Genomic DNA, 23,221 nt, shown 5'->3' with positions numbered 1-23,221 from the left:
TGCTTATTTTGAAACCTTTAAATATAGCAAATTTTTAGATGATGTAAATAGAAAAAAGTTTCTTTTTTTATGATTTAAATCTCATAAATACTGCCTGAAGCGGGAAATTCAACGGTTTTGTAGCCCTTAGTCAATAATTTTTGCCTTAAAGGAATGGCCTGGTCCTCCTCTCCGTGAACCAAAAAGATGTTCTTTAACTTCTTTGTTGGATTTAGACGAAGATAATCCAATAATTCATTTTGATCAGCGTGGGCACTAAAATAATCCATAGTTTTTACTTTTGCTTTTACCTCATACTCTTCGCCGAAAATATTCACCCTTTTTTCACCATCCATAATTTTTCGTGCCAAGGTTTGTTCCGCAGCGTAACCCACAAATAAAATAAGATTTTTAGGATTTTCAATATTGTTTGCAAGATGATGTAAAATTCTTCCCCCTTCTGCCATACCGGAAGCAGAAATGATAATCATTGGTCCGGGCTTGTCATTTAATTCTTTAGACTCCTCAACTTTTTTGATGTACTTTAGTCTCGAAAATCCGAAAGGATCTTCTCCGTTCTGGAGAAAAACTCTGTATGTTTCTCTATCAAGACATTCAGGATGAGAGCGAAAAACATTTGTAGCATCAACTGCAAGAGGTGAATCAACATAGATTGGTATTTCCGGAATTCTGTTTTGGTCAAATAATTTGTGAAGCACATAAACAATAGTTTGTGTTCTACCAACAGCAAATGCAGGAATAATTATTTTCCCACTATTGTTCACAATTTGATTTATTGTTTGTGCAAGCTCTTCTTCAACCTCTTCTGAAGGCGAGTGTAACCTGTTACCATAAGTTGATTCCATTATCAGAATATCAAGGTCTCTGAGAACATCAGGACTTTTTATTACGGGCGATTCCGGTCTGCCGATATCACCACTAAATCCAAGTGATATTTTTTTATTTGAATTTTCCTTAATCTCAAAATGAACTCCCGCAGATCCAAGAATATGACCCGCATCTCTGAAACTAAAATTTATTCCATCAAACAGTTCTATTGTTTTATTATATTGAACACCGATAAAGTGCTCCATTGATTTTTCTACATCATCAAGCGTGTATAATGGTTCAACAGGTGGTTCACCTTTCTTTGAGCGTTTTTTATTTACCCACTCGATGTCTTTTTCCTGTAAGTGTGCTGAATCTCTTAACATTATCTGACACAAATCAACAGTAGCTGCAGTTGCATAGATTAGTCCATCAAAACCTTTACTAACCAGATTGGGAATGTTTCCGCTATGGTCAATGTGTGCATGAGAGAGGATTAAAACATCAATTTCTTTGGGGTCGAAAGGGAAGTTTTTATTTTTTTCGTAAGTGTCTTTCCTTCTTCCCTGAAATAAACCACATTCAAGAAGAATTTTTTTGCCGTTGATGTGAAGCAGATGTAAAGAACCGGTAACTGTTCTTGCCCCACCAATAAAATGAATTTTCAATATTTTATTCCTTAATATTTCTGTTACAATGAGAAAATATTATCTGATTAAACTTAAAGAAATTTAACCGTTCTATAAACTGAATTATAATCATAAAATTATGTGGAAGAGGGATACTAATATTTCATAAATCTCTGTTTCAGAAAAAGCTCATTTGATCCGAGCCAACTATTGAATCGAAAGATTTACCAAGTAATCCCAACACAGAATCAGCGATTGGCTTTAACTGCTTTTCAATGTAATGAGAATAATCAATATCGTTATATTTTAATTGTATTGGAATAGGTCCTCGTTCTGTAATCACATAATAAACAACATCACCTGGTTCTCTTAACATTTTTGCTGCTCTTACATGCGGAGGAACATTTTTAGTGTAATCTTCAACTTCTTTCCTTAGTCGTTTCCGGTAAATAAGCTTTTCATCATACTTACCTTCTTTAAGGTTTTTAACTGTTTGCCGGATGAAATCTTCCACCTCTTCTCCCGAAAAAATTTTCATATAAAGTTCTTCCTGAAATTCCTTTGCCAGCTTAGTCCAGTCAGAACGCACGAATTCCATCCCAACAAATTCTATTTCTTTTTTACCATCTTTGGTGATCAAACCTGCGTATCTTTTTTTAGCACCTGTTTCTGAACCACGCGCGGGTGTGATGATAAACTTTTCATAAAATTTTTCAAACTCAAGCTCAAGGTATGATTGAACATTATATTCATTCTTCAACTTTGTTTGCCAATAGTTATTCAGTTCTTCTGCAATTAATTTTCCTTGTGTCTCTCCATCGTTTGAGCTAACTTCTTTTAATTTTATAAAAAGTGAGTCTGTATCACCATATACTACTTTATACTTTTTGCTTTCAAGATAATCTTTGCTTCCAATCAAAAGTTTGTGTCCTGTGCCAGTGATTGCTCTTGGCAAATCCGGATGATAAAATCTGCAACCGTAAGAGCCCATAACCCCATAGAAGCTATTCATCAGAATTTTTATTGCCTGCGAGAGTTGTTTATCACCTTTGGCAATAGCTTCTTTTCTCTGAGCCATTAATTCATCAATATAGTCCGGGAGGATATGTTCAGTTGCAGAAAATTTATAATCATTTAGCGTTTGAATTGTATTCTTATCTTTCATAAGAAGAGAGTAAGGATCAATCTTAAAAGTTCGGATAATAGAGGGATACAAACTCTTAAAGTCGAGTACAACTATGTTATCGTAAATTCCTGGCTCGGGTTCAATTACATATCCACCTTCAGCATGCTCTGTTGTTTTGATGTCACGAAGATTCGGTGCGACAAAACCTTTGCGGTGCAGAAGTGGCAGATAAAAGTGGTCAAATGCATTTGTCATCATTCCAAGCTGATCAATAAACAACCCTGATATTTGCGAGCGACGGACAGATAGTTCAAGCAAACCTGTTTTTCTGAATATATCTGTAACAAGAACGGCATCATTCAGATTATATTCTGCAAGAGCTATTTTATCTTCTGCGAATAGTCTGTCTATTTCATCAACCTTTTTCTTTTCGGGGTTAATTGTTTTTCCGGTACCTAACAACTCCTGTGCTACTGTTTCAAGTTTAAAGTCTTCAAAGTTGAAAAAGGAAGCTCGTAAAGATGAAGGACCATCAATGATAATTCTTCCTGTAATGCTTGCAAAAAATCCTGATGGCTTTCTGGCTCTGATTGTTACTTTACCATTTGATCGTGCGATGTTAAATGGAATATTTAATTCATTGCATCTGCTTTCAAGAAAAAGCAAATCAAATCCGATAACATGCCACCCAATAATTATATCCGGATCAACTTCATTAAACCACTGTATAAAATTATCAATCAGTTCGTTTTCGGTTGAGTGGAATGAAATATAATCCGGAGATTTTTTTAGCTGCGCTCCAAGCATAAAAACTTTTTTGATTTCGCCTTTCCTTCCTGTGAGATGAGCGGCAATTGAATAAAGTTGATTTATGCCAGTCTCAATATCAAGTGAAGCAATTACAAATTCCGGATTAACTGTTGTTGGCTTAATCCTGGGGTTAATAAATCTGATAATATTATTTTTTTTCTGAACTTCTCCTTCTACTTCAATTTGCGCATAAATAAATTTCTCCATTAGAAATCGTCTTAATGGGTCAACATCTGATTCAAAAGTTCTGATATTTTGCTCAATCAATTCAGCATCATATTTCTGAAGCGCAGATTGAGTGTTGAAGTAAAGTGCGTCGACATCTTTTCTGTCAAAGTTTTTCAGCTTTGTTTCTTTTCTGAAAAAATTTTTTCCAACAGGATTAAGAATAGTATTCCGTTCAATAAAGAAAACGGGTTTATTGTTAGTTATAAGAATTTCAACAGCACCCAACTCATTTGATGTGCCGATTAGTCTGATTATGTTCTTTCCCTTATAATCGAACCAATCGCCGGTTAGCAGGAATACTTTTGCTGTTGAGGTTGACATAGCTTAATAATTTTTTACGAAGTCATAAAATAGTTTTTGAATTTTTCGAGTAAACTTGCCGGGCAAACCATCGCCAATAATGTTATCATCTATTTTTACAACCGGCGTAATCTCTGTTGTAGTTCCTGAAAGAAAGAATTCATCGTAGTTGAATATGTCTGTTAATAAAATGTATTCTTCTTCAATTGGAATATTATTCTCATTACAAATCCTAAAAACAATGTTTCTTGTAACGCCATTCAGAATAAAATTGGATAATGGTGCTGTAATTACCTTTCCATCTTTGATTGCAAAGAAATTTGTATGCGAACCTTCTGTAATAAAAGTATCTCTGTAGAAAACAGCGTCATAACAACCTTTTATAAAAGCATTTTGATTTGCCATTACATTTGGCAGAAGTGAAATGGATTTAATATCACATCTGTTCCATCTTATATCGCGTTCAAGAATTACGCTTACACCTTCGTTTAATTCCCTTTCACGATTTTTTAATTCTGTAGTATAAACAAAAAGATTGGGTTTAATTTGATGATGGTAATGATGAGTTCTCGGAAATGAAACTCCTCTGGTTATTTGAATATAGACACTAAAGTCCTGAGAAATTTTATTTTTTTGTGCGCAGGTAAAAATGATTTCTTCAAGCTTGTCGAACTCAGAAAAGTTAATGCCTGTTTGTTCCAAACTATATTTTAATCTGTCAATGTGTTTCTGAAGCATAAACAATTTTTTGTTATAAGTTCTTAATGCTTCATAAACTCCATCAGAAAATAAAAATCCACGGTCAAAAGGTGAGATTGAAATATTTTCAACGGGTAAATAATCGCCGTTATAATAAGCAATCATAAGTTTTTATCAATAATTACAATTAAGATAACTAAAAGTAGAATTAAATTCGATTGAAAGAATTGTTAAAATAATTGAATCACTCTCTGTTTATTATCTCTGGAGATAGTTTGAATATTGTAATTAAAAGAGGTGTTGACTAATTTTGTGCAGGTAATCCATCAATTAATCACAAAAAAAAGGAGAAAACAATGAAGAGACTATTAGCAGTTGTAGCAATATTTTTAGCCTTAACAGCTTTAGTATCAGCACAAACAAAAGTTCAAAGCGGCACATGGTCAGTTAATCCTTCAGTTGCCGGATACAATATGGATAAAAATACCGGCGAACGAACAATGACCATTGATGTTGAATTCCCAAAGCCATTTGATACAAAACCAACAATATTTTTATCAGTTACTCAGCTTGATACTGACAAGGATGCAAACAGCAGATTTAATGTAGAAGCAATGTCGGTATCGAGAGATGGTTTTACTATTAAGGTAAGAACCTGGGCTGATTCAAAGGTTTATAGTATAAGTGGTTATTGGTTAGCACACGCTGAAAAATAAATGTGTTAAAATTTTATAAAGCCGTTTCTGAATAAGGAACGGCTTTTTCATTTTAAAGCTTTCAGATGCTTTGAAACTCTGTCTTTCAATATCTCAATAAGTTGCGATTGCATAAAATCATATTCGTCAGGAATATTAAGACAGATTAACTTTTTACCCCTCAGCTTTCCTGAATATTTCTTTCTGATTTTATCGAGATGAATATTCTCCATTACGAAGATTATATCTGCCCAGTCAACCATTTCAGATGTGAGATGAACTTTGGCGTGTGGATCCAAACCTGCAGACTTTGCCTGAATTCCACGGTAATTACTGAAAACATTTTCAGCTGTTGGACTTCTTAACCTGTTTTGTGTGCAGACGAATAAAACTTTTTTCATAATTCCGGACACAATATAGTCTAATCAGAAATTTATTACTTCGGTCTTTTTTCAAAAACCAAAGAAACAGAATTAATGCAGTATCTTAATCCGGTTGGTTCCGGACCATCATCAAAAACATGTCCAAGGTGTCCACCACATTTAGCACATAAAACTTCAGTTCTTATCATTCCATAACTTCTATCTTCTTTATAGATAACTCTATCTCCTGCAAGGGGAGTAAAGTAACTTGGCCAGCCACAATGTGAATCAAATTTTGTGTCCGAAGAAAATAGTTCCGCCCCACATCCCGCACATTTATAAACGCCTTCTTCAAAGTGATTCCAGTATTCTCCTGTGTAAGCTCTTTCTGTTCCTTTTTCCCGAAGCACTCTGTATTGTTCGGGAGTTAAAATTTTCTTCCATTCCTCTTCAGACCTTATGATTTTATCGTCCATTTTTTTCTCCTTATTCTTTGTTGAATCTGCAACTGATAAATTATAATTACCAGATCGTTCTTGTTGACTGTAATTGTTAAACGAGATTATAAAAACAGTAGCAAAAATTATAGTAATACCAATTAACAAAATTCTTAACATAAAAATTCCTTCTTTTATTAAGTCAATAATCAGTAATTATGTTTTAAGATTCAATGCTTTTAATACAGGAGGAAACAGATAAGCACACGCAGCCATTCTTCCTATTACGAAGGCAATGGTTGCCGCAACAGCACCAACCAAATCAAAATATTTTATACAAATGCCAAGTACAATTATAATGCTGATAAACTCTGTTGCAGTTCCTATAGTTATGGTTTTTGTATGCTTATTTTTTACAAGTATCGCTCTTTCAAAGCTGATGAGAACTGTCATTGCCGGAAAGAAGGACATAATCATTAAAGGAAGATGAGCAAATACTGCAAGTGATTGACTTAATCCCGAAACACCTTCCAGCCATAAATCTCTCAAAGGAGAAAAAGCAATAATAATCAAAGTGCCCGCAGTGATTGATGCAAGTTTAATTGCGAATGATTTTATCTGAGGTGCATATTCAAAATTGTCCCCGATTAAAGCAATCACAACTTCCTGATATGAAAGCCCAAGTCCTCTGAAAATGAAAACGAACGAAGTAACAACAGGTAAGACTGCGAATGACTCCAAAGCATTTCTACTCTGTCCCACAAAAAATGTAACAAAGGGCTGAACACCAAGGGTTAATATAGAAGTTAGTGCAAGTGGGTAATAAAAAGTGAAGATTTCTTTCTGTGATAATTCTGAAGTTTGTTCGATTGATGAAATGTCTGATTTTATTTTTTTCAGAAGATTGTTTGCCATTATCCTACTTGCCAAAGCTTCCATAATTACTGCGGAAGATAAAGCTGAAGCACCAACTGCTGCTCCCGGAATTTGGGTGAATAAATAAAGCAATAGTGCAACTGCTGACATTGAAATTAATCTTATCAATGTTCCAAATGCTACAAATCTCGTTTGATTATTCCTTATCAAAATTCCCTGATAAAATCTTCTGTAGCCAATTGCACCAGGCCAGGGAATTAAAATGATGATACTCAGATGAGTCAGATATGCAACATTATGCGGAAGACCAATTAGATCTTCAGTAACAAAATAAAAGACAGGTGAAATGCTGAATACAATCATTGCAAAAGTTAATGCGAGACTTAATCTATAATTAAATTTTCGTAATGCAACAAATGATTTATAATCCTTAACCAAAGCCGTGGATGCACTCATCATCATAATTATAGGAGCTTCTACAATCATTGCAAGAGAAAATGCAACACCATAAGCAGCAAGATTAAATTTGGGTTCAGGTAGTCGTGCAATCAGTGCTGCAAGATAAGGTCCTTCAAGCGACATCATTAACCATGTTGCAGCAAGGGGAAGCCAGAATTTAAAAATATCTTTTTGAGTAAGAGGTTGTTCAGAATGGAGTTGATTCATCAGAATTCATTACAAAGTTTATTTCAAACTTATAAATATTTATTAAATAAAGATGTTATTACCATAAAGATTTTTTATTTTTGAAACAGAAAGGAGAGATGTTTATGAAAAAGATTATTGGTTTCTCCATTTTAACTTTGTTCATTCTGGTTTCGTGCTCGCAGAAAGACAAACCTGAAATAACCGAAGAACTAAAAACTGCTCTTCGGTCCGACGCAAAAACTTTTATGGAATCCCTCAAATCTGTTTTGATTAAAGAAATTCAAACAAATGGAATTGTGAATGCTGTTTCTGTTTGCTCTGACACAGCTCAGATACTAACTAATAATTATGGAGTGTCAAAAGGCATCTACATTAAGCGGGTTAGCTTTAAGAACAGAAATCCTTTAAATGTTCCTGACGATTTTGAATCAAAAGTATTAAAAATGTTTGAAGAACAATTCAACAAAAACCAACTTAAGCCCGAAAGCGATTATGTTGAATTAATTGAGCAGAACGGAGTTTATAAAGTAAGATATATGAAACCGATTTTCGTTCAGCCGGAGTGTTTAAACTGTCACGGCACTGAAGAACAAATCTCTCCACAGGTTAAAGACCTGATAAATAAAGTCTATCCCAATGATAAAGCAAAGGGTTATCAAATGGGCGATTTAAGAGGCGCTGTTTCAATTCAGAAAACTTTATAACAAGGAGAAAAAGATGGTAAAGAAATATGCGCTATATGATGTTCCTAAAATTTCTTCTATTCAGGATATGCTTTTACGATCTGCTAATGAATATCCTGACAAAATCGCTTTAGAAGATTTAACTGATTACCCGATTCCAAAGGTTACATATAAAGAGCTTCGCGATTTTGTATTCAGATTTGGGAAAGCATTAAATGAATTGGGTTTTAAAGAAAGAGATCATATTGCTGTAATTGGGGAAAACAGAGTACAGTGGGGAATTACATATCTTACAGCGATGACATTCAATATGGTAATTGTTCCGATTGATAAAAACCTGACGACCAACGAAATTCTGAACATCATTCATGAATCTGATGCCAATGCGATTGTCTTTTCAAACACATTTAAAGAAATGTTGCTTGAGAAAAAATCATCTTTAATGAAATTGAAATATCTGATAAGTATGGATGATGAAAAAAGTACACAAGAAGTTTATTCTATGACAGAGATGATTGAAAAACAAAATTCTTATGTGGAAAAATTACCTAAGATTGATCCGACAGAAATGGCTGAGATAATTTTTACTTCCGGTTCGCTCGGAAGGGCAAAAGGTGTTATGCTCACTCAGAAAAATCTTGCTGCAAATCTGATGTCGATGACAAGTATGATAAAGATTGGTCCTGAAGACAGGTTTCTTTCTGTGTTACCAATTCATCACACATATGAATGCACCTGCGGATTCTTATGTCCATTGTATGCCGGGGCATCAGCACATTATGCCAGATCATTAAAAACAGTTGTAGATGATCTTCAGAAAGTTAAAGCAACTATTTTACTTGGTGTTCCACTACTTTATGATAAAATGTTTAAGAGAATATATAAGGGCATTCAGGAAGACAAAGTTAAATCCAAAATAGTTCCGCCTCTTGTTAAGCTTACCAATATAGCAGATGCAATTGGTTGGAAGAGTGCTAAGAAAATTATTTTCAGCGAATTACATAGCAGATTTGGCGGATCAATAAGATTATTCATTGCTGGTGGCGCAGCTCCTGATCCTAAAGTTGCTAAGGGTTTAAGAGAATTTGGTTTTAATTTTGTCCAGGGTTACGGTTTAACTGAAACCGCACCAATTGTTGCTCTGAACAGATTATATGCATTTAAAGATAATGCTGCAGGATTACCATTGCCTGGTGTTCAGATAAAAATTAATAATCCGGATAATGATGGTGTGGGTGAAATATTTATTAAAGGCGATAATGTAATGCTTGGTTACTATAAGAATCCTCAATTAACTCAGGAAGCATTTGAAAATGGTTGGTTCAAAACCGGAGATCTTGGTTTCTTTGATGAAGATGGTTTTCTTCATATCGCAGGCAGAAAGAAAAATGTAATCATTGCCAATAACGGTAAAAATGTTTTTCCCGAAGAGATTGAAGATTTACTTAACAGAAGTCCTTTTATTCAGGAATGTATGGTTTATGGCGAAAAGGATGAAAAACATGATGAAGTAATTGCTGCACAGATTGTCACTGATGCAGAAGCATTTATTGAATACTCTGAAAAAAATAATATTCAGATTACACCTGAACTTGTTAATAATATTATCTCCGAGGAAATAAAAAAGGTGAATAAAGAACTCGCTAACTATAAACAAATCCGAAGGTTTTATATAAGGGATACAGAGTTTGAAAAAACCACTACTCAAAAAATCAAAAGATATTTAGTTAAACAACAACCAGAATAAATCAAGGAGGATTTTATGGCTTCAAAAAAAATTTTAATGCTTGTTGGCGACTTTGTTGAAGACTATGAAGTAATGGTTCCATTCCAGGCGCTTCAAATGGTTGGACACAAAGTCCACGCAGTTTGTCCGGATAAAAAAGCTGGTGAAAAAGTTCGTACTGCAGTTCACGATTTTGAAGGCGATCAAACCTATAGCGAAAAACCAGGTCATAACTTTGCTTTGAATTTCACCTTCGATAATGTAAATCCTGCGGATTACGATGCTCTTGTTATTCCTGGTGGAAGAGCTCCCGAATACATTCGGTTGAATAAAAAAGTAATTGAATACACAAAGCATTTTGTTGATGCTAAAAAACCAATTGCAGCAATTTGTCATGGAGCGCAGTTACTTGCTGCTGCAGGTGGGGTTAAAGGAAGAAAAGTTTCCTGCTATCCTGCTGTTGGACCTGAAGTAAATGCAGCCGGAGGCGAGTATCAGGATATTCCGGTTGATAAAGCTTTTATTGATGGAAATCTTGTAACTGCACCTGCCTGGCCAGCTCATCCGGATTGGTTGGCAAAATTTCTTGAAGTTTTGGGAACAAAAATTTCTTAGGCAGGAATAACAATTTTATTCAAAGGTCTGAGTTTGCTCAGACCTTTTGTTTATTTAAAGATTATTTACCCGACCGTTTTACCGTGTCTTTTCATTATCTCAGTCCATTCTTCAAGACTAAGTTGCTCGGATTCTTCAACAAGCATTATCGGAATATCATCTTCAATACGATATCTTCTTCTTGTGTTTTTATCAGTCGAAACGAGATAATTTCCATCAAGCACTAGCTCTGCTTTTGTTTCAGGGCAAACCAGAATGTCAAGTAATTCCTTGCTAATCATTTTTTATTTCCTTTGAAGATTATTATTACTTATCAAAATTTATATTTGATTCTGAATAATTGCAAAGTGGAAAAAATCACAACCGCATTCCTTTCATCCGATTTTCCGTGACTATGGAAATAGTTCTGGTTAATTTTCAATAAGTAATTTTTTGAAATATAAAAGTGAAATTCATTATGTTCACATCAAACTTCTTGTCGGCAATAAAAATTATTTTAATTCTTTTCTTTATACTTCCCGCAAAAGCGCTTTCACAGAATGCTACTGAAATAGTGAAAAAAGCAGACGAGCTTATGCGGGCAAAGTCAAGCTATACCGAATTAACAATGAAAATTATAAAACCAAACTGGACCCGCGAAATGTCAATGAAAGTATGGGCATTAGAACCTGATTATGCTTTGATTTTCATTACCTCTCCTGCACGAGATAAAGGAACTGTTACATTAAAAAGAAAAAATGAAGTTTGGAATTGGTTGCCTTCGGCTCAAAAAGTAATTAAAATTCCCCCATCAATGATGTTGCAAAGTTGGATGGGAAGTGATTTTACAAACGATGATTTAGTGAGAGAATCTTCAATTATAAATGATTACACTCATAAAATAATTGGTGAAGAAAAAATTGATGGATATGATTGTTATAAAATTCAGCTTACTCCCAAACCCGAGGCCGGTGTTGTGTGGAGTAAAATTATAACATGGATTGCGAAGGATTTATATCTTCAACCTCTTACAGAATATTATGATGAAGATAATAAAATTGTTAAAAGGTTTGAGGGCTCAGACTTAAAGACAATGGACGGAAGAAAAATTTTTACTCATTGGGAAATGATACCTCTAGACAAACCTGGAAACAAAACTGTAATGGATTATACTAAGATTCAATTCAACATAAAGATTGATGATTCTTTCTTTTCTGAACAGAACATGAAAAAAGTAAGATGATCACTTATATAAAACTTGCCTGGAGAAATCTTTGGCGAAACAAAAAGAGAACACTGATATCAGCGGCTTCAGTTTTCTTCGCTGTTATACTCTCTTTGATCATGCGTTCAATGCAAAAAGGTTATTATGATTATATGATTGATTCATCAGTTCGTCTTTATACTGGTCACATTCAGATACACGGAAAAGATTTTTGGGAAAAGCGTTCGCTTGAAGAAAGTATATATTTTGACGAAACAGTAATCCAAAAACTGAAAAAGAACAAAAATATTTCTCAGATTATACCAAGGTTGGAAACATTTTCTTTAATCTCATCCGGTAAAGTGAGCAAAGTTGTTCAGGTTAATGGAATCAATCCTCAAATTGAAAACGATGTAACAAAACTCAGTGAAAAAATTGTTGAAGGTAATTATCTGAAAGAAAATTCCAGCGGAATTCTTATTGCTGAAGGACTCGCAAAACTTCTTGGAGTTAATGTCGGAGACTCTGTAATTCTATATGGGCAAGGATATCACGGAGTAACAGCTGCAGCAGTAATTCCAATTGAAGGAATTGTTAAGTTCGCAATTCCTGATCAGAATAAATCGTTTACATACCTTGCGCTTAATAATTCGCAGCAGTTTTTCTCAGCTTATGACAGAATTACCTCTCTTTCAATTCTTCTCAACGATGCTGATGAAATTGAATCAACAAAAACATTCCTTAAAAATTATTTTGACAACTCATACGAAATAATGGATTGGGCAGAACTTTCACCAGAACTCGTGCAATCAATTCAGGTTGATAATGCATCGGGAATAATTATGCTTGGTATTCTCTATGTGGTTATTGCTTTTGGAATTTTTGGAACAATTATGATGATGACAGCAGAGAGAGTTAAAGAGTTTGGTATTCTTATATCAATCGGAATGAAAAAGGGAAAGCTTGCAATTGTTACAATTCTTGAAACGATATTTATTTCATTTATTGGAGTTGCTGCCGGCGCATTGATAAGTATTCCGATTCTTTTGTATCTGGTAAATCACCCAATTCCACTGACAGGTGAAACTGCAGATGCAATACTAGCGTGGGGGTTTGATCCAATCATTCCATTTGCTTTTTATCCGGGAATGTATTTCGCACAAATTTGGACTGTTCTGGCAATCGCTTTCGTTTCGGCTTTGTATCCTGTTAACTTCATCCGTAAACTAAAACCATCAGTTGCGTTAAGAGGTTAGTATGCTTTTTATTCTTGCCTGGAGAAATATCTGGAGAAATAAGAAACGAAGTTTGATTATAATTGCTGCTATCACTGCTGGACTTAGCTGCGGACTTTTTGCAAGTGCTGTGATGTATGGTATGTATGAGTCGCTAATCAATTCAACAATTGACAGAGAGCTTGGTCATATTCAGATTCATTCAAGCAAATTTGAAGATGAAAAAATTCTTAACGATACAATTCCTGATTTCAAATCTGTTCTTAATGAAATAAAAAAAATTCCTGAAATAAGTGGTTTATCATCACGAGTAATTATTGAAGGAATGTGCTCATCTGCTTCTTCTTCTCGTGGTGTTAAAATTAATGGAATAGTTCCGGAAGATGAGAGTAAAGTAACCACGATTCAAAAACAAATAATAGAAGGCAGTTACTTCAATTCTAATTTATCTGCAGAAGTTGTAATTGGTAAAAAGCTTGCCGAAAATCTTGATGTAAAGATTAGATCCAAAATAGTTCTTAGCTTCCAGGATTTTGAGGGTAATATCGTATATGCTGCATTCAGAGTCGCAGGAATTTATAGAACAGAATCTTCTTTATATGATCAATCGGTGATCTTTGTAAAACAAAATGAATTATTTAGTCTGTTTAACACTAAAGATTTTTCACACGAAATTTCCTTAAGATTAAATTCCTTACAACAAGTTGATTCTATTTATTCAAAACTTTCAAAAACATTTCCAACACTTTCGGTTAAAGATTGGAAATTACTCGCCCCGGAAATAAAAGTTTATTACGATATTCTTGATATTCAGCTTTACTTTTTTATGGGAATAATTCTTTTTGCACTTCTGTTTGGAATAACAAATACAATGCTGATGTCAGTGATTGAAAGAATTCGTGAGATTGGAATTTTGATTGCACTCGGAATGAAACGAAGCAAAATATTTTTAATGATTATTATTGAAACAATAGCTCTTTCATTAGTCGGAGGAATGGCGGGATTAATTGTCGGTGTAATTGTAATAGAAATTGTGAACTCAACGGGAATTAATCTTTCTGCATTCACCGAAGGACTTTCACAATTCAGTATCTCAACAGTTTTATATCCGGTTTTGCCTTTGAGCTTTTATCCGATAATTACTATAATGATTATTTTCTCGGCAATCATAGCAGCCATTTATCCTGCTATAAAAGCAATCAGATTAAAACCAGCAACAGCAATCAGAACTTATTGAGGTTTAAGATGAAATTGATTGAATTAACAGATGTCTCCAGGATTTATGATGAAACAATCGTTCCGGTTAAAGCAGTTGATAATGTTTCTCTGCAAATAGATAAAGGGGAATTCACGGCAATTGTGGGTCCATCCGGTTCCGGAAAAACAACACTGCTTAATTTAATTGGTGGACTCGATCAGCCAACTTCAGGTAAAATATTTGTTGATGGAACTGATATATCAACTTATAAAGAAGATGAGCTGATAAATTTCCGGCTTCATCATATTGGTTTTGTTTTTCAGGCATACAATCTCATTCCGGTTTTTACTGCAAAAGAGAATGTTGAATTTATTATGCTGCTTCAGAATATATCTAAAGAGGAAAGGGAGAAGAAAGCTATTTCTTTTCTTGAAGCGGTTGGATTAAAAGAACGAATAAATAATTTTCCTACCGAATTGTCCGGTGGTCAGCAGCAACGGGTTGCTGTAGCAAGAGCATTGGCATCCACACCATCTTTTGTTTTGGCTGATGAACCAACGGCCAATCTTGATTCTGTTTCAGCAGAGTCACTTCTTGATTTAATGGAAGACTTAAATGAAAAGCATAATATGACTTTTATTTTTTCAACTCACGATGAAAAAGTAATCAAAAGAGCTCATCGCATAATTCAACTTCGTGATGGAAGAATTGAAAAAGATATCGTCACTAAAAACAAATAATTGATTTTCCGATGATGAGAAAATCACTTTTGTATTTTTTGTTATTAATTCTTCTTTCACCTATAACCCCTGCTCAGGATAATTTTGAAGCAGGAGGTTACGCAAAATATCTGTTCAGCACATCAGAATACCCACAATTGAATGAGCGGTTATACGATCACATTATTCACAGCCGTCTGAACACAAAATATTTTTTTGATGATTCATTTTCTTTAACGGCTGAATTCCGCTTTCGTTCATTTTTTGGTAGCAGCATAAAAAAAATTCCCAACTTTTCTGAACTAATTAAAACCAATCAGCCATTGCTTGATATGGATTGGTTGGTGTGGCAAAGTCAGAATACAGTTGGTTATGCTGAAATTGACAGATTATATTTTGATTATAATGCAAATGATGTTCAGGTAACAGTTGGAAGACAAAGAATTGCCTGGGGAACAAGCTGGGTTTGGAATCCAACAGATTTATTTAATCCATTGTCAATCCTCGATTTCGATTATGAAGAATTACCGGGCAACGATGCGTTAAGAGTTCAATATTACACAGGTGCAGTTAGTAAAATCGAATTTGCATTAGCACCTAATCGGAAAAAAAATAAACCAACTTCTGCCGCTTTGATTTCGTATAATGCTTTTGATTATGATTTTAATTTTATTGCAGGGATTAAGAACAATCGTTGGATTACAGGATTTAGCTGGGTTGGTGATATCTTGGGTGCTGGCTTCAGAGGGGAAGTTACACTTCAGGAAAAACCTGAAAGACTCTCTGAGTATGAACTTCTTTATTCCCAATTCGAGCTTCAACCAATTTCATATTCCAATAACAATATATTCTCATTTGTGCTTTCCGGTGATTATACATTTCCGAATTCATTTTACATTCATACAGAAATTCTATTCAATAACATTGGAGTTAAAAAGTTCTCCGGAATTTTTATAAAAGAAGCATCTGAAACCGGAATGCTTTCACCAGCAAGATTATCAGTCTTCCAGGAGTTTTCATACAATATTTCTCCATTGGTTAGAGCAAGCATATTCGGAATATTCAATCCAAACGATAAATCAAAAGTCATTGTGCCATCAATCAGCTATTCAATAATTACAAATCTCGATTTGTATCTTATTGCACTAATTTTTAAAGGAGATCAATTCACACAATTCGGAGATTACGGAACTTCAGTTTTTGCAAGGATTAAATATTCATTTTGATACTATTGAGATGAATGTAATAATTATTTAAGTTTCACAAGCATAAACTAAACACTTCTTAAACTTTATCATTTGGGAGGCATAAATGATAAAAAATTTTTTGGTCATATCTTTATTTACTTTCTTTCTAATTTTGGGTTGTGGGGAGAACAAACAAAATCCCGAGAATCAAACGAGTAACACAGAGTCCGGCAATAAGAAAGGAGACCTTGAAAACTTTGCCGAGAACATGAAAAATCTATCTGAATCTTTTAACGAGGGGAAAAAAGTTACTCCTGTTGACTTCCGTGAACTTAAAGCGTTATTGCCTGAAAACATTGCTAATCTTAAAAGAACAAATGCAAGCGGAGAAAAATCCTCTGCTATGGGAATAAATATTTCCAAAGCAGAAGCAGATTATAATGATGAGCAGGGCAATAAAAGTATTGATGTTGAAATAACAGATCTGGGAAGCGTTTCCGGCCTGACTGCTTTTGCAGCTTATGGTTGGTATATGGCTGACATTGATAAGGAAACTGAAAATGGTTATGAAAAAACTTTTTTGTACAAAGGGAATAAAGCATTTGAAAAATATAACAATAGTTCACAGAATGGAGAGATATCTGTGCTTGTAGCAAAACGATTTATCGTCGAATTAAATGGTAATAATGTTACAATGAATGAATTAAAAGCAGCGCTTGATATGATAGATGTCGGAAAACTCGAAAGTATGAAAGACATTGGAGTAGAAAAATAAATTATCCACCAACCAACAATAGGAGAAATCTATGAACATATTCGAAAGAGCAAAAAACATTCTCATTTCACCTAAAACAGAATGGGAAGTTATAAAGAACGAGCAGAGCACAGTTGCCGATTTGTTTACAAAGTATGCTCTGATTCTTGCCCTTATTCCGGTTATAGCTGGATTTATTGGTCAATCCCTGGTGGGAATTTCGTTGGGTCCTTTTGGATCATTCAAAGTTCCAATTGTAAATGGATTGATTTATGCAGTCCTGTATTATGTTCTCACTCTTGCCGGAATTTATCTTGTTGCTTTTGTTGTTGATGCATTAGCTCCATCATTTGGAGCTCAGAAAGATATGGTCAGCTCATTGAAAGTTGTAGTTTATTCTTACACTGCAGCGTGGGTTGCCGGAATATTTCAGATTCTCCCAATGCTTGCCATACTCTCAATCCTTGGCCTGTATTCTCTTTATCTTCTCTATCTTGGATTGAACATAGTTAAAGGTTCGCCTTCAGACAAAGTTGTTGGTTACACTGTTGTAGTAGTTATAATTACGATTGTAGTATATTTTATAATTGGAGCTATTGTTGGCGCAATTGCGCTTGGCGGATTGATGATGAGTGGGATGAAGGGCTTTTAATCAGACATTAAACTGAAAAAGGGTTGCAAGCGTTAAAAGCAACCCTTTTTCCCGAACATATTAGGGGGAGAGCCAAGAAAAAACCTATTTAAGTAATTTCATAATTGCTTCAATTTCTACTATTTCTGGTTCAGCTTCAATCTGTTTGAAATATTCCAATGCTTCTTTAAATCTCAGTTCGCTGTCTTTAATTCTTCCCATATCTCTGTAAAGCAATCCAAGTTCATTTGAAGTTTCTGCTACATTTAACTGATTGCCTGCTTCTTTATTTAAACGAAGACTCGTCAGTAAGAAATTTTCGGCAAGAGTGTAGTTCTTTAAATTTCTTTGTATCATTCCTTTGATTCTATAGACTTCAGCGATTGTAAGTTTATCACTGAGTTTGTAAGCAACCTCCATTGCTTTATCTGCAAATGCATTAGCTAATGTGAAATCGAAAATCTTTGTGTAGATAAGAGCTTTTGTAATGTAGGAAATTCCAAGTTCCTGCAGATAGTTTATTTTTCTTGATGCTGCAATTGCTTCATCAACTTCTTTAGATGCAAGATCATAATCTTCTTTTTTAAGATAAACCATCGAAAGATTCTGATGAATTTCTGCTATGCGCATATTATCGCCGGCTTTCTCAAAATTAAGTAAGCTTCTACGGAAAAATGAAAGTGCTTCATCAAATTTCCCAAGTATTGTGTTTACTATGCCGAGATTTACTTCAACTTTACCTTGCATTATAAAATCTTCTTTATCCTGTGCAAGATTTAATGCTTCTTCAAAGGATTCAATTGCCTGCTTAAGATCACCCATATCACCATAAATAGTTCCGATTATATTTTCACACTTTGCAGCGCCAATAAAATCTCTCTTTTTAAGGAATAATTCTTTTGCTCTTCGAAGATGAGTAAAGGAAGTTTCCCATTCAGCCTGACGACTTTTTGTTTCTCCAATAGTTAATAAAGCATTTGCAAGGATGTTTTCATAATCTTTCTGACCATCTGTAATCTCAGCGAGTTTTTCTGCCGTTTCTATGGCAGTGCTGAATTCACCAATTGTTATTGCAGTTTTACTTAGATGAAGAAGTAATGTAACAAGCTTTTCTTGTTCAAGACGATTGGAAGCAAAAGTGATAAGCAGATCAACCTGGGTTTTAAAGATTAAACTTTGCTTGTTGTTTGTCTCAGATGCTTCATCTTTAGGTGAGGTTTTATAGGCAAGTTGTTCGCAGAAAGAATTAAATTCCTGTATATCCGATTTCTTGAAATAATTCTCCGCAACCTCTCTGATATTTTTATGTATTAAATCTTTCACTTTCCCTGATTTTAATTTTGTTTATATACAATAAACCGACCGAGTTTTACAATTGATATGCCATTAGGATTTATGATTGAATGATTTAAAAACCTTCGATTTGTGCAGAAAAACAAAGATTATTCTTTTAATTACAAGTAATTGTGCCGAAGTGTAAAGAATTTTTATAGTCTCATTTCTTAACAGTGTAGGGTAATTAAAATGAATTAATTGAGAATGCTTGTTAAAGGTTATCTAATGTTACTTTAATCGCTTTCTAAAAAATAATCCTGGAAAGGTGTATCTGATATCCTAATTTTTCTATTGTCACTATTCAACCCACCTGAACACTACTTGTTTCAAAGAGCATTTAATAATCACAAACAAGGAGTAAAAAATGAAAAAAGAAAATTTTCCACAAAACAGTTTTAGTAAAAACTCTAAAACCTTTTTGATATCGCTTTTATTTCTGTTAATCAGTGCAAATTTATTTGCAGAGGATCTTGAATTAACAGGTAACATAACTCAACTAGGAAATGACTGGCTGGTTGTTCAGGGTTATACTTTTTATGTTGATCAAAACACCGAGCTCAAAGGACCAAATGGGAACACAGTTCCGTTTTCTTTTTTTCAATTAAATGATCTTGTTCAGGTTAAAGGGAATAATCGTGGTGATGGGACATATCTTGCAACAAGAGTGAAATGGGAAGACAATCCTAATAATCCGAATGAAGTTGAATTAACCGGATATGTAACTGCAAAGAATTCTAATTCCTTTGATATTAACGGGACAACATTTTTAGTTGATGCAAATACAGTTTATCGGGGCAGACGCGGAAACCCATTTTCATTTGATATGATTCAGGTGGGAATGCTCCTCGAAGTTAAAGCAACTCTGCAGGCAGGAAATCTGCTCGCCACCAGAGTTAAAACAGAAGATGATCACAATAATCAACACGGCAACGAAATAGAACTTAAAGGTTTTATAGATGCGAAAACAGCTAATAGTGTATTTGTAGGACAAAAAGAATTTTTAGTCAATTCCCAAACTGTAATTCTTAACCATAACAATTCTCCAATCACATTTTCTCAATTGAATGTCGGAGACTTTGTTGAAGTAAAAGCATATCGCCAATTGGATAGTTCGTTTCTTGCGGTAAGAATAAAATTAGAAGATACACCCCAGAACCAAATTGAGTTAAAAGCAAAAATAGAAAGTATTATTGGGAATGATGTAACTGTTGGTGGAATTACTTTCAACACCGACTCAAACACAGTTTTTCTTGATAACAACAGAATGCCGACTACTCTTAGTTTCTTCTCTGTAGGAATGTTGGTAGAGGTAAAAGGATTCAAAAGACAGGATGGCTCACATTATGCAAGTCGTATGAAAATGGAGGACTTTATAACTAATGAAGTTGAAGTCAGAGGAACCATTACTGATTTAAGTACCACTTCAATAACGGTTGCGGGTGTGGCTTTTGATGTTGACAATTCAACCCAGGTGTTTGATCATCAGAACAATCCTATCAGCTACTCATCTCTTCAGATCGGACAGTTAGTTGAAGTTAAAGGTTTAAGAACAAGTTCAACTTCGGTTAAAGCAGTTCGTATCAAGCTTGAAAACAATGAAGATATTGAAATATTCGGAAGAATTACCGCTATCAACTCAGATAATATTGAAATAAATGGATTGGTTGTATTTGTAAATTCAAACACAGTGTTTCTGAATCATGCTAATCAATCAATAACATTTTCAGATTTGGCTGTTGATTTGTTTGTTGAAGTTAAAATGACCAGACTTCCAAACAATTCTCTGTTAGCTTTAAGAATAAAAATTGAAGACTCAAGAAGCTTTTCCAAAATAAATGGTTTCATTGGAGTTGTTAACGGAACATCAATTCAACTTCCCACAGGAACATATAACATTACAAATCAAACGATAATAGTTGATCTGAATTATAATTTCATAAACTCAAATCAGCTTAGTAATGGTCAGCAGGTTATCGTATGGGCTTCAACTGAAGGTTCTTCGGGTAACACGGCTCTTCAGATCAGATCAATGGTAACATCTCCAACCGGAATAGACGAAGCAATAACTGTAGCTGATGGTTTTGAGCTTACTCAGAACTATCCGAACCCATTTAATCCCACAACAAAAATTTCTTTCACAATTCCTGTTGATCAACAAGTTGTTCTTAAAGTTTACAATTCTCTTGGAGAAGAAATTGCAACACTCATAAATAGTAATATGAGTAAAGGAACCTATACAATAAACTTTGATGCAAATGGATTAAGCTCAGGATTATATTTCTACAAACTCGAAAGTGGTAACAAATTGTTAGTCAGAAAAATGATGTTGTTAAAATAACACATAACTATTGGGGCGGCTTGTTTTAAGTCGCCTCAATTAAACTAAAAAACATCTTAAAGTTTAAGGATAATAATATGAATAAAATAAAATCATTTTCTGTTTTGTTAAGTCTTATTTCAATAATACTTATTTCTTGTTCAGACGAAGAGGCAACAGCACCATCAACAAATAATTCAAATGCACCACTAGCAAAATTCAGCGAGCTTCAGGTAAAAGTCTTTAATAATTGTCTCGGTGCTCAGTGTCACTCGTCTACTGCCAATCAGGGAAATCTTACTCTCGAACCCGGAGTATCTTATAATAATCTGGTAGGTGTACAAAGTGCTTTGTTTCCACAATTTAAAAGAGTAGAGCCTGGCAATAGCACAAACAGTTTACTTATAAAAATTTTAAAGGGTGAAGTTAATCCAAGAATGCCGTTAAACAGTTCTCCACTTTCAGCTGCAATTATTGATAGTATAGCCAGGTGGATTGATCAAGGAGCTCTAAATAATTAATAACAAAACAATGAGAGGTGAGTTATGAAATACAACTTAACATTAAAACTATTAGTAATTTTTTTCTTTTCTATTATACTAACAGGATTTTCATCCGTACAACATGAAAATGTTACTGTGAATTTTTCAAATATGTCGCCACATTTAAATCAAAATCTTTATTTAAGGGTTATTGATAAAAGCACTCTGCGTGAGACTGACAGAACAGTGGTTCTAATTTCTTCGGCAAATTTCAGCATAACACTACCGGCAGTTGATGTCGGAGGAAGTTATTTTATAGACTTTTTTGCAGATCATAATTCAAATGGATTATACGATGCGCCACCGACAGACCATGCGTGGAGATTAAATCTTGATAATGCAATCGGTAATGATACACTAAACTTTTCACATAATGCTAATTTTACAGATATAAAATGGCAATATGTCCTTACAGTCAATTTTAACGGTATGACCCCGCACATAGGTCAAATGCTTGAACTGAAAGTAGAAAACAGCACTCTTGAAAAAGAAATAGGCAGAATAAAAATTCCCGCAATAGCTTCTGCTTCTTTCCCGGTGCAAATTGTAGGTTTAAGTGAACCCGGTGATTATAGTGTTGAGTTTTATGCAGATCATAATGGGAACAGTTTATACGATGTGCCGCCTGTTGATCATGCGTGGAAATTAAGCTTTAACTATACTGCGGGAAATGTTGATTTATCTTTTACCCACAATACTTCTTTCGAAGATATAAACTGGAAATATTTATTAACTGTTAACCTGGCTTCGATGAATCCTCATTTAGGACAGCTATTTGAGCTGAGAGTTGTAAAAGTAGAAAACTCCGAAGAAGTTGGCCGGTTTTCGTTACCAGAAATACTTGTTCCCAATTTTTCCGTTTTTATACCGGGGTTCGATCTTAATAAGGATTATAACATTGACTTTTATGCCGACCATAATGGCAACGGTACTTATAATCCTCCCCCAACAGATCATGCTTGGAGATTAACATTTAATTCTCCTAACGGAGATTTTGTTTCTAACTTTTCACATAACACTAATTTCACCGATATACAATGGCCGGGAGCAACATCGGTAAATGAAAATCAATTAATCCCCGATGCTTTTTCACTTGAGCAAAACTATCCCAATCCATTTAATCCAACTACAAGAATTATTTGGCAATCACCTGTAAGTGCTCATACCATATTAAAAGTCTACGATATGTTGGGAAATGAAGTTGCTCTACTTGTTAATGAAACAAAACCTGCAGGAAGTCATGAGGTTGAGTTCAATGCATCTGATTTACCAAGCGGAATTTATATTTACAAACTTTCAACCGGAAGCATAAATCTGACAAGAAAAATGACTTTAATGAAATAACCCTCACTCACACCCTCCCCCGATGCATGTAGTAGTGATGCAGAAAAGCGAGCCGATATGGCTCGCTTTATTATTGTATGAGAAAATATTTATACCCGCCAATAATTTCCTGAACTAAAACTCTTGCATTAATTG

General features: G+C 34.3%; 22 protein-coding genes. 14 read left to right on the top strand and 8 right to left on the bottom strand.

Features of this window, described 5'->3' with window-relative positions; translation table 11 throughout:
• Window positions 1-74: 74 nt before the first annotated feature.
• The 3 genes from Q0X14_RS09940 to Q0X14_RS09930 form a co-directional block, all read right to left on the bottom strand.
• Window positions 75-1,475, bottom strand: a complete 1,401-nt coding sequence (locus Q0X14_RS09940; protein ID WP_297837743.1) for an MBL fold metallo-hydrolase — start codon at window positions 1,473-1,475, stop codon at window positions 75-77.
• Window positions 1,476-1,614: 139 nt separating this feature from the next.
• Window positions 1,615-3,921 (bottom strand): DNA polymerase II, encoded by a 2,307-nt coding sequence (locus tag Q0X14_RS09935; RefSeq protein WP_297837739.1) that lies wholly within the window; start codon window positions 3,919-3,921, stop codon window positions 1,615-1,617.
• 3 nt (window positions 3,922-3,924) lie between these two features.
• On the bottom strand, window positions 3,925-4,764 hold the full coding sequence (locus Q0X14_RS09930) for a D-amino acid aminotransferase (RefSeq protein ID WP_297837735.1): 840 nt from the start codon (window positions 4,762-4,764) through the stop codon (window positions 3,925-3,927).
• 191 nt (window positions 4,765-4,955) lie between these two features.
• Here Q0X14_RS09930 and Q0X14_RS09925 point away from each other — a divergent pair, with 191 nt between their 5' ends.
• Window positions 4,956-5,315, top strand: a complete 360-nt coding sequence (locus Q0X14_RS09925) for an H-type lectin domain-containing protein (RefSeq protein ID WP_297837732.1) — start codon at window positions 4,956-4,958, stop codon at window positions 5,313-5,315.
• A 47-nt stretch (window positions 5,316-5,362) separates the two neighbouring features.
• Here the strand turns inward: Q0X14_RS09925 and Q0X14_RS09920 are convergent, their stop codons facing one another.
• From Q0X14_RS09920 to Q0X14_RS09910, 3 genes are all read right to left on the bottom strand, one after another.
• A complete protein-coding gene (locus Q0X14_RS09920; protein WP_297837728.1) occupies window positions 5,363-5,695 on the bottom strand; it encodes a phosphotyrosine protein phosphatase in 333 nt (110 codons plus the stop codon).
• Window positions 5,696-5,730: 35 nt separating this feature from the next.
• Window positions 5,731-6,132, bottom strand: a complete 402-nt coding sequence (gene msrB / locus Q0X14_RS09915; RefSeq protein ID WP_366522809.1) for a peptide-methionine (R)-S-oxide reductase MsrB — start codon at window positions 6,130-6,132, stop codon at window positions 5,731-5,733.
• A 177-nt stretch (window positions 6,133-6,309) separates the two neighbouring features.
• Window positions 6,310-7,635, bottom strand: coding sequence for a hypothetical protein (locus tag Q0X14_RS09910; RefSeq protein ID WP_297837722.1), 1,326 nt, complete (start codon window positions 7,633-7,635; stop codon window positions 6,310-6,312).
• 104 nt (window positions 7,636-7,739) lie between these two features.
• On the opposite strand from Q0X14_RS09910, the gene Q0X14_RS09905 reads away from it, so the two are divergent.
• The 3 genes from Q0X14_RS09905 to Q0X14_RS09895 are packed head-to-tail and all read left to right on the top strand — an operon-like array spanning window position 7,740 to window position 10,641.
• Entirely contained in the window at window positions 7,740-8,321 is a 582-nt protein-coding gene (locus Q0X14_RS09905) for a DUF3365 domain-containing protein (RefSeq protein WP_297837719.1), read from the top strand.
• Between the two features lie 13 nt (window positions 8,322-8,334).
• A complete protein-coding gene (locus Q0X14_RS09900) occupies window positions 8,335-10,047 on the top strand; it encodes an AMP-binding protein (RefSeq protein WP_297837716.1) in 1,713 nt (570 codons plus the stop codon).
• A gap of 15 nt (window positions 10,048-10,062) precedes the next feature.
• Window positions 10,063-10,641, top strand: coding sequence for a DJ-1/PfpI family protein (locus Q0X14_RS09895; protein ID WP_297837714.1), 579 nt, complete (start codon window positions 10,063-10,065; stop codon window positions 10,639-10,641).
• Between the two features lie 65 nt (window positions 10,642-10,706).
• Here the strand turns inward: Q0X14_RS09895 and Q0X14_RS09890 are convergent, their stop codons facing one another.
• Window positions 10,707-10,922, bottom strand: coding sequence for a Trm112 family protein (locus Q0X14_RS09890; protein WP_297837711.1), 216 nt, complete (start codon window positions 10,920-10,922; stop codon window positions 10,707-10,709).
• Window positions 10,923-11,098: 176 nt separating this feature from the next.
• On the opposite strand from Q0X14_RS09890, the gene Q0X14_RS09885 reads away from it, so the two are divergent.
• The 7 genes from Q0X14_RS09885 to Q0X14_RS09855 all read left to right on the top strand — a co-directional run bounded on the left by Q0X14_RS09885 (window position 11,099) and on the right by Q0X14_RS09855 (window position 17,569).
• A complete protein-coding gene (locus tag Q0X14_RS09885) occupies window positions 11,099-11,863 on the top strand; it encodes an outer membrane lipoprotein-sorting protein (RefSeq protein WP_297837708.1) in 765 nt (254 codons plus the stop codon).
• Entirely contained in the window at window positions 11,860-13,080 is a 1,221-nt protein-coding gene (locus Q0X14_RS09880; protein ID WP_297837705.1) for an FtsX-like permease family protein, read from the top strand. The genes Q0X14_RS09885 and Q0X14_RS09880 overlap by 4 nt, the downstream gene beginning before the upstream one ends.
• A gap of 1 nt (window position 13,081) precedes the next feature.
• Window positions 13,082-14,296, top strand: a complete 1,215-nt coding sequence (locus Q0X14_RS09875; RefSeq protein WP_297837702.1) for an FtsX-like permease family protein — start codon at window positions 13,082-13,084, stop codon at window positions 14,294-14,296.
• Window positions 14,297-14,304: 8 nt separating this feature from the next.
• Window positions 14,305-14,997 (top strand): ABC transporter ATP-binding protein, encoded by a 693-nt coding sequence (locus Q0X14_RS09870; protein ID WP_297837699.1) that lies wholly within the window; start codon window positions 14,305-14,307, stop codon window positions 14,995-14,997.
• 14 nt (window positions 14,998-15,011) lie between these two features.
• A complete protein-coding gene (locus tag Q0X14_RS09865) occupies window positions 15,012-16,202 on the top strand; it encodes a hypothetical protein (protein ID WP_297837695.1) in 1,191 nt (396 codons plus the stop codon).
• Between the two features lie 85 nt (window positions 16,203-16,287).
• Window positions 16,288-16,938 carry a hypothetical protein gene (locus Q0X14_RS09860; RefSeq protein WP_297837692.1) on the top strand — a complete coding sequence of 217 codons (651 nt, stop codon included), beginning with the start codon at window positions 16,288-16,290 and terminating at the stop codon, window positions 16,936-16,938.
• A 31-nt stretch (window positions 16,939-16,969) separates the two neighbouring features.
• On the top strand, window positions 16,970-17,569 hold the full coding sequence (locus tag Q0X14_RS09855; protein WP_297837690.1) for a Yip1 family protein: 600 nt from the start codon (window positions 16,970-16,972) through the stop codon (window positions 17,567-17,569).
• Window positions 17,570-17,653: 84 nt separating this feature from the next.
• Here the strand turns inward: Q0X14_RS09855 and Q0X14_RS09850 are convergent, their stop codons facing one another.
• Entirely contained in the window at window positions 17,654-18,871 is a 1,218-nt protein-coding gene (locus Q0X14_RS09850; protein WP_297837687.1) for a tetratricopeptide repeat protein, read from the bottom strand.
• A gap of 376 nt (window positions 18,872-19,247) precedes the next feature.
• Between Q0X14_RS09850 and Q0X14_RS09845 the strand changes: the two genes are divergently transcribed.
• From Q0X14_RS09845 to Q0X14_RS09835, 3 genes are all read left to right on the top strand, one after another.
• A complete protein-coding gene (locus Q0X14_RS09845; protein WP_297837684.1) occupies window positions 19,248-21,221 on the top strand; it encodes a DUF5666 domain-containing protein in 1,974 nt (657 codons plus the stop codon).
• Window positions 21,222-21,298: 77 nt separating this feature from the next.
• On the top strand, window positions 21,299-21,721 hold the full coding sequence (locus Q0X14_RS09840; RefSeq protein ID WP_297837681.1) for a hypothetical protein: 423 nt from the start codon (window positions 21,299-21,301) through the stop codon (window positions 21,719-21,721).
• A gap of 24 nt (window positions 21,722-21,745) precedes the next feature.
• Window positions 21,746-23,086 (top strand): T9SS type A sorting domain-containing protein, encoded by a 1,341-nt coding sequence (locus tag Q0X14_RS09835; RefSeq protein ID WP_297837678.1) that lies wholly within the window; start codon window positions 21,746-21,748, stop codon window positions 23,084-23,086.
• Window positions 23,087-23,221 lie beyond the last annotated feature (135 nt).

It is taken from the genome of Ignavibacterium sp., from assembly GCF_025998815.1.
In the GTDB taxonomy this organism is placed as follows: Bacteria; Bacteroidota; Ignavibacteria; order Ignavibacteriales; family Ignavibacteriaceae; genus Ignavibacterium.
This window is presented reverse-complemented; position numbering and strand designations above follow the sequence as displayed.

Excerpts from the sequence above, each read along its gene's own strand:
- Q0X14_RS09935 (WP_297837739.1), bottom strand. The coding sequence starts at position 3,921 with ATGTCAACCTCAACAGCAAAAGTATTCCTGCTAACCGGCGATTGGTTC.
- Q0X14_RS09930 (WP_297837735.1), bottom strand. The coding sequence starts at position 4,764 with ATGATTGCTTATTATAACGGCGATTATTTACCCGTTGAAAATATTTCA.
- Q0X14_RS09925 (WP_297837732.1), top strand. The coding sequence starts at position 4,956 with ATGAAGAGACTATTAGCAGTTGTAGCAATATTTTTAGCCTTAACAGCT.
- Q0X14_RS09920 (WP_297837728.1), bottom strand. The coding sequence starts at position 5,695 with ATGAAAAAAGTTTTATTCGTCTGCACACAAAACAGGTTAAGAAGTCCA.
- msrB (WP_366522809.1), bottom strand. The coding sequence starts at position 6,132 with ATGGACGATAAAATCATAAGGTCTGAAGAGGAATGGAAGAAAATTTTA.
- Q0X14_RS09910 (WP_297837722.1), bottom strand. The coding sequence starts at position 7,635 with ATGAATCAACTCCATTCTGAACAACCTCTTACTCAAAAAGATATTTTT.
- Q0X14_RS09905 (WP_297837719.1), top strand. The coding sequence starts at position 7,740 with ATGAAAAAGATTATTGGTTTCTCCATTTTAACTTTGTTCATTCTGGTT.
- Q0X14_RS09900 (WP_297837716.1), top strand. The coding sequence starts at position 8,335 with ATGGTAAAGAAATATGCGCTATATGATGTTCCTAAAATTTCTTCTATT.
- Q0X14_RS09895 (WP_297837714.1), top strand. The coding sequence starts at position 10,063 with ATGGCTTCAAAAAAAATTTTAATGCTTGTTGGCGACTTTGTTGAAGAC.
- Q0X14_RS09890 (WP_297837711.1), bottom strand. The coding sequence starts at position 10,922 with ATGATTAGCAAGGAATTACTTGACATTCTGGTTTGCCCTGAAACAAAA.
- Q0X14_RS09885 (WP_297837708.1), top strand. The coding sequence starts at position 11,099 with ATGTTCACATCAAACTTCTTGTCGGCAATAAAAATTATTTTAATTCTT.
- Q0X14_RS09880 (WP_297837705.1), top strand. The coding sequence starts at position 11,860 with ATGATCACTTATATAAAACTTGCCTGGAGAAATCTTTGGCGAAACAAA.
- Q0X14_RS09875 (WP_297837702.1), top strand. The coding sequence starts at position 13,082 with ATGCTTTTTATTCTTGCCTGGAGAAATATCTGGAGAAATAAGAAACGA.
- Q0X14_RS09870 (WP_297837699.1), top strand. The coding sequence starts at position 14,305 with ATGAAATTGATTGAATTAACAGATGTCTCCAGGATTTATGATGAAACA.
- Q0X14_RS09865 (WP_297837695.1), top strand. The coding sequence starts at position 15,012 with ATGAGAAAATCACTTTTGTATTTTTTGTTATTAATTCTTCTTTCACCT.
- Q0X14_RS09860 (WP_297837692.1), top strand. The coding sequence starts at position 16,288 with ATGATAAAAAATTTTTTGGTCATATCTTTATTTACTTTCTTTCTAATT.
- Q0X14_RS09855 (WP_297837690.1), top strand. The coding sequence starts at position 16,970 with ATGAACATATTCGAAAGAGCAAAAAACATTCTCATTTCACCTAAAACA.
- Q0X14_RS09845 (WP_297837684.1), top strand. The coding sequence starts at position 19,248 with ATGAAAAAAGAAAATTTTCCACAAAACAGTTTTAGTAAAAACTCTAAA.
- Q0X14_RS09840 (WP_297837681.1), top strand. The coding sequence starts at position 21,299 with ATGAATAAAATAAAATCATTTTCTGTTTTGTTAAGTCTTATTTCAATA.
- Q0X14_RS09835 (WP_297837678.1), top strand. The coding sequence starts at position 21,746 with ATGAAATACAACTTAACATTAAAACTATTAGTAATTTTTTTCTTTTCT.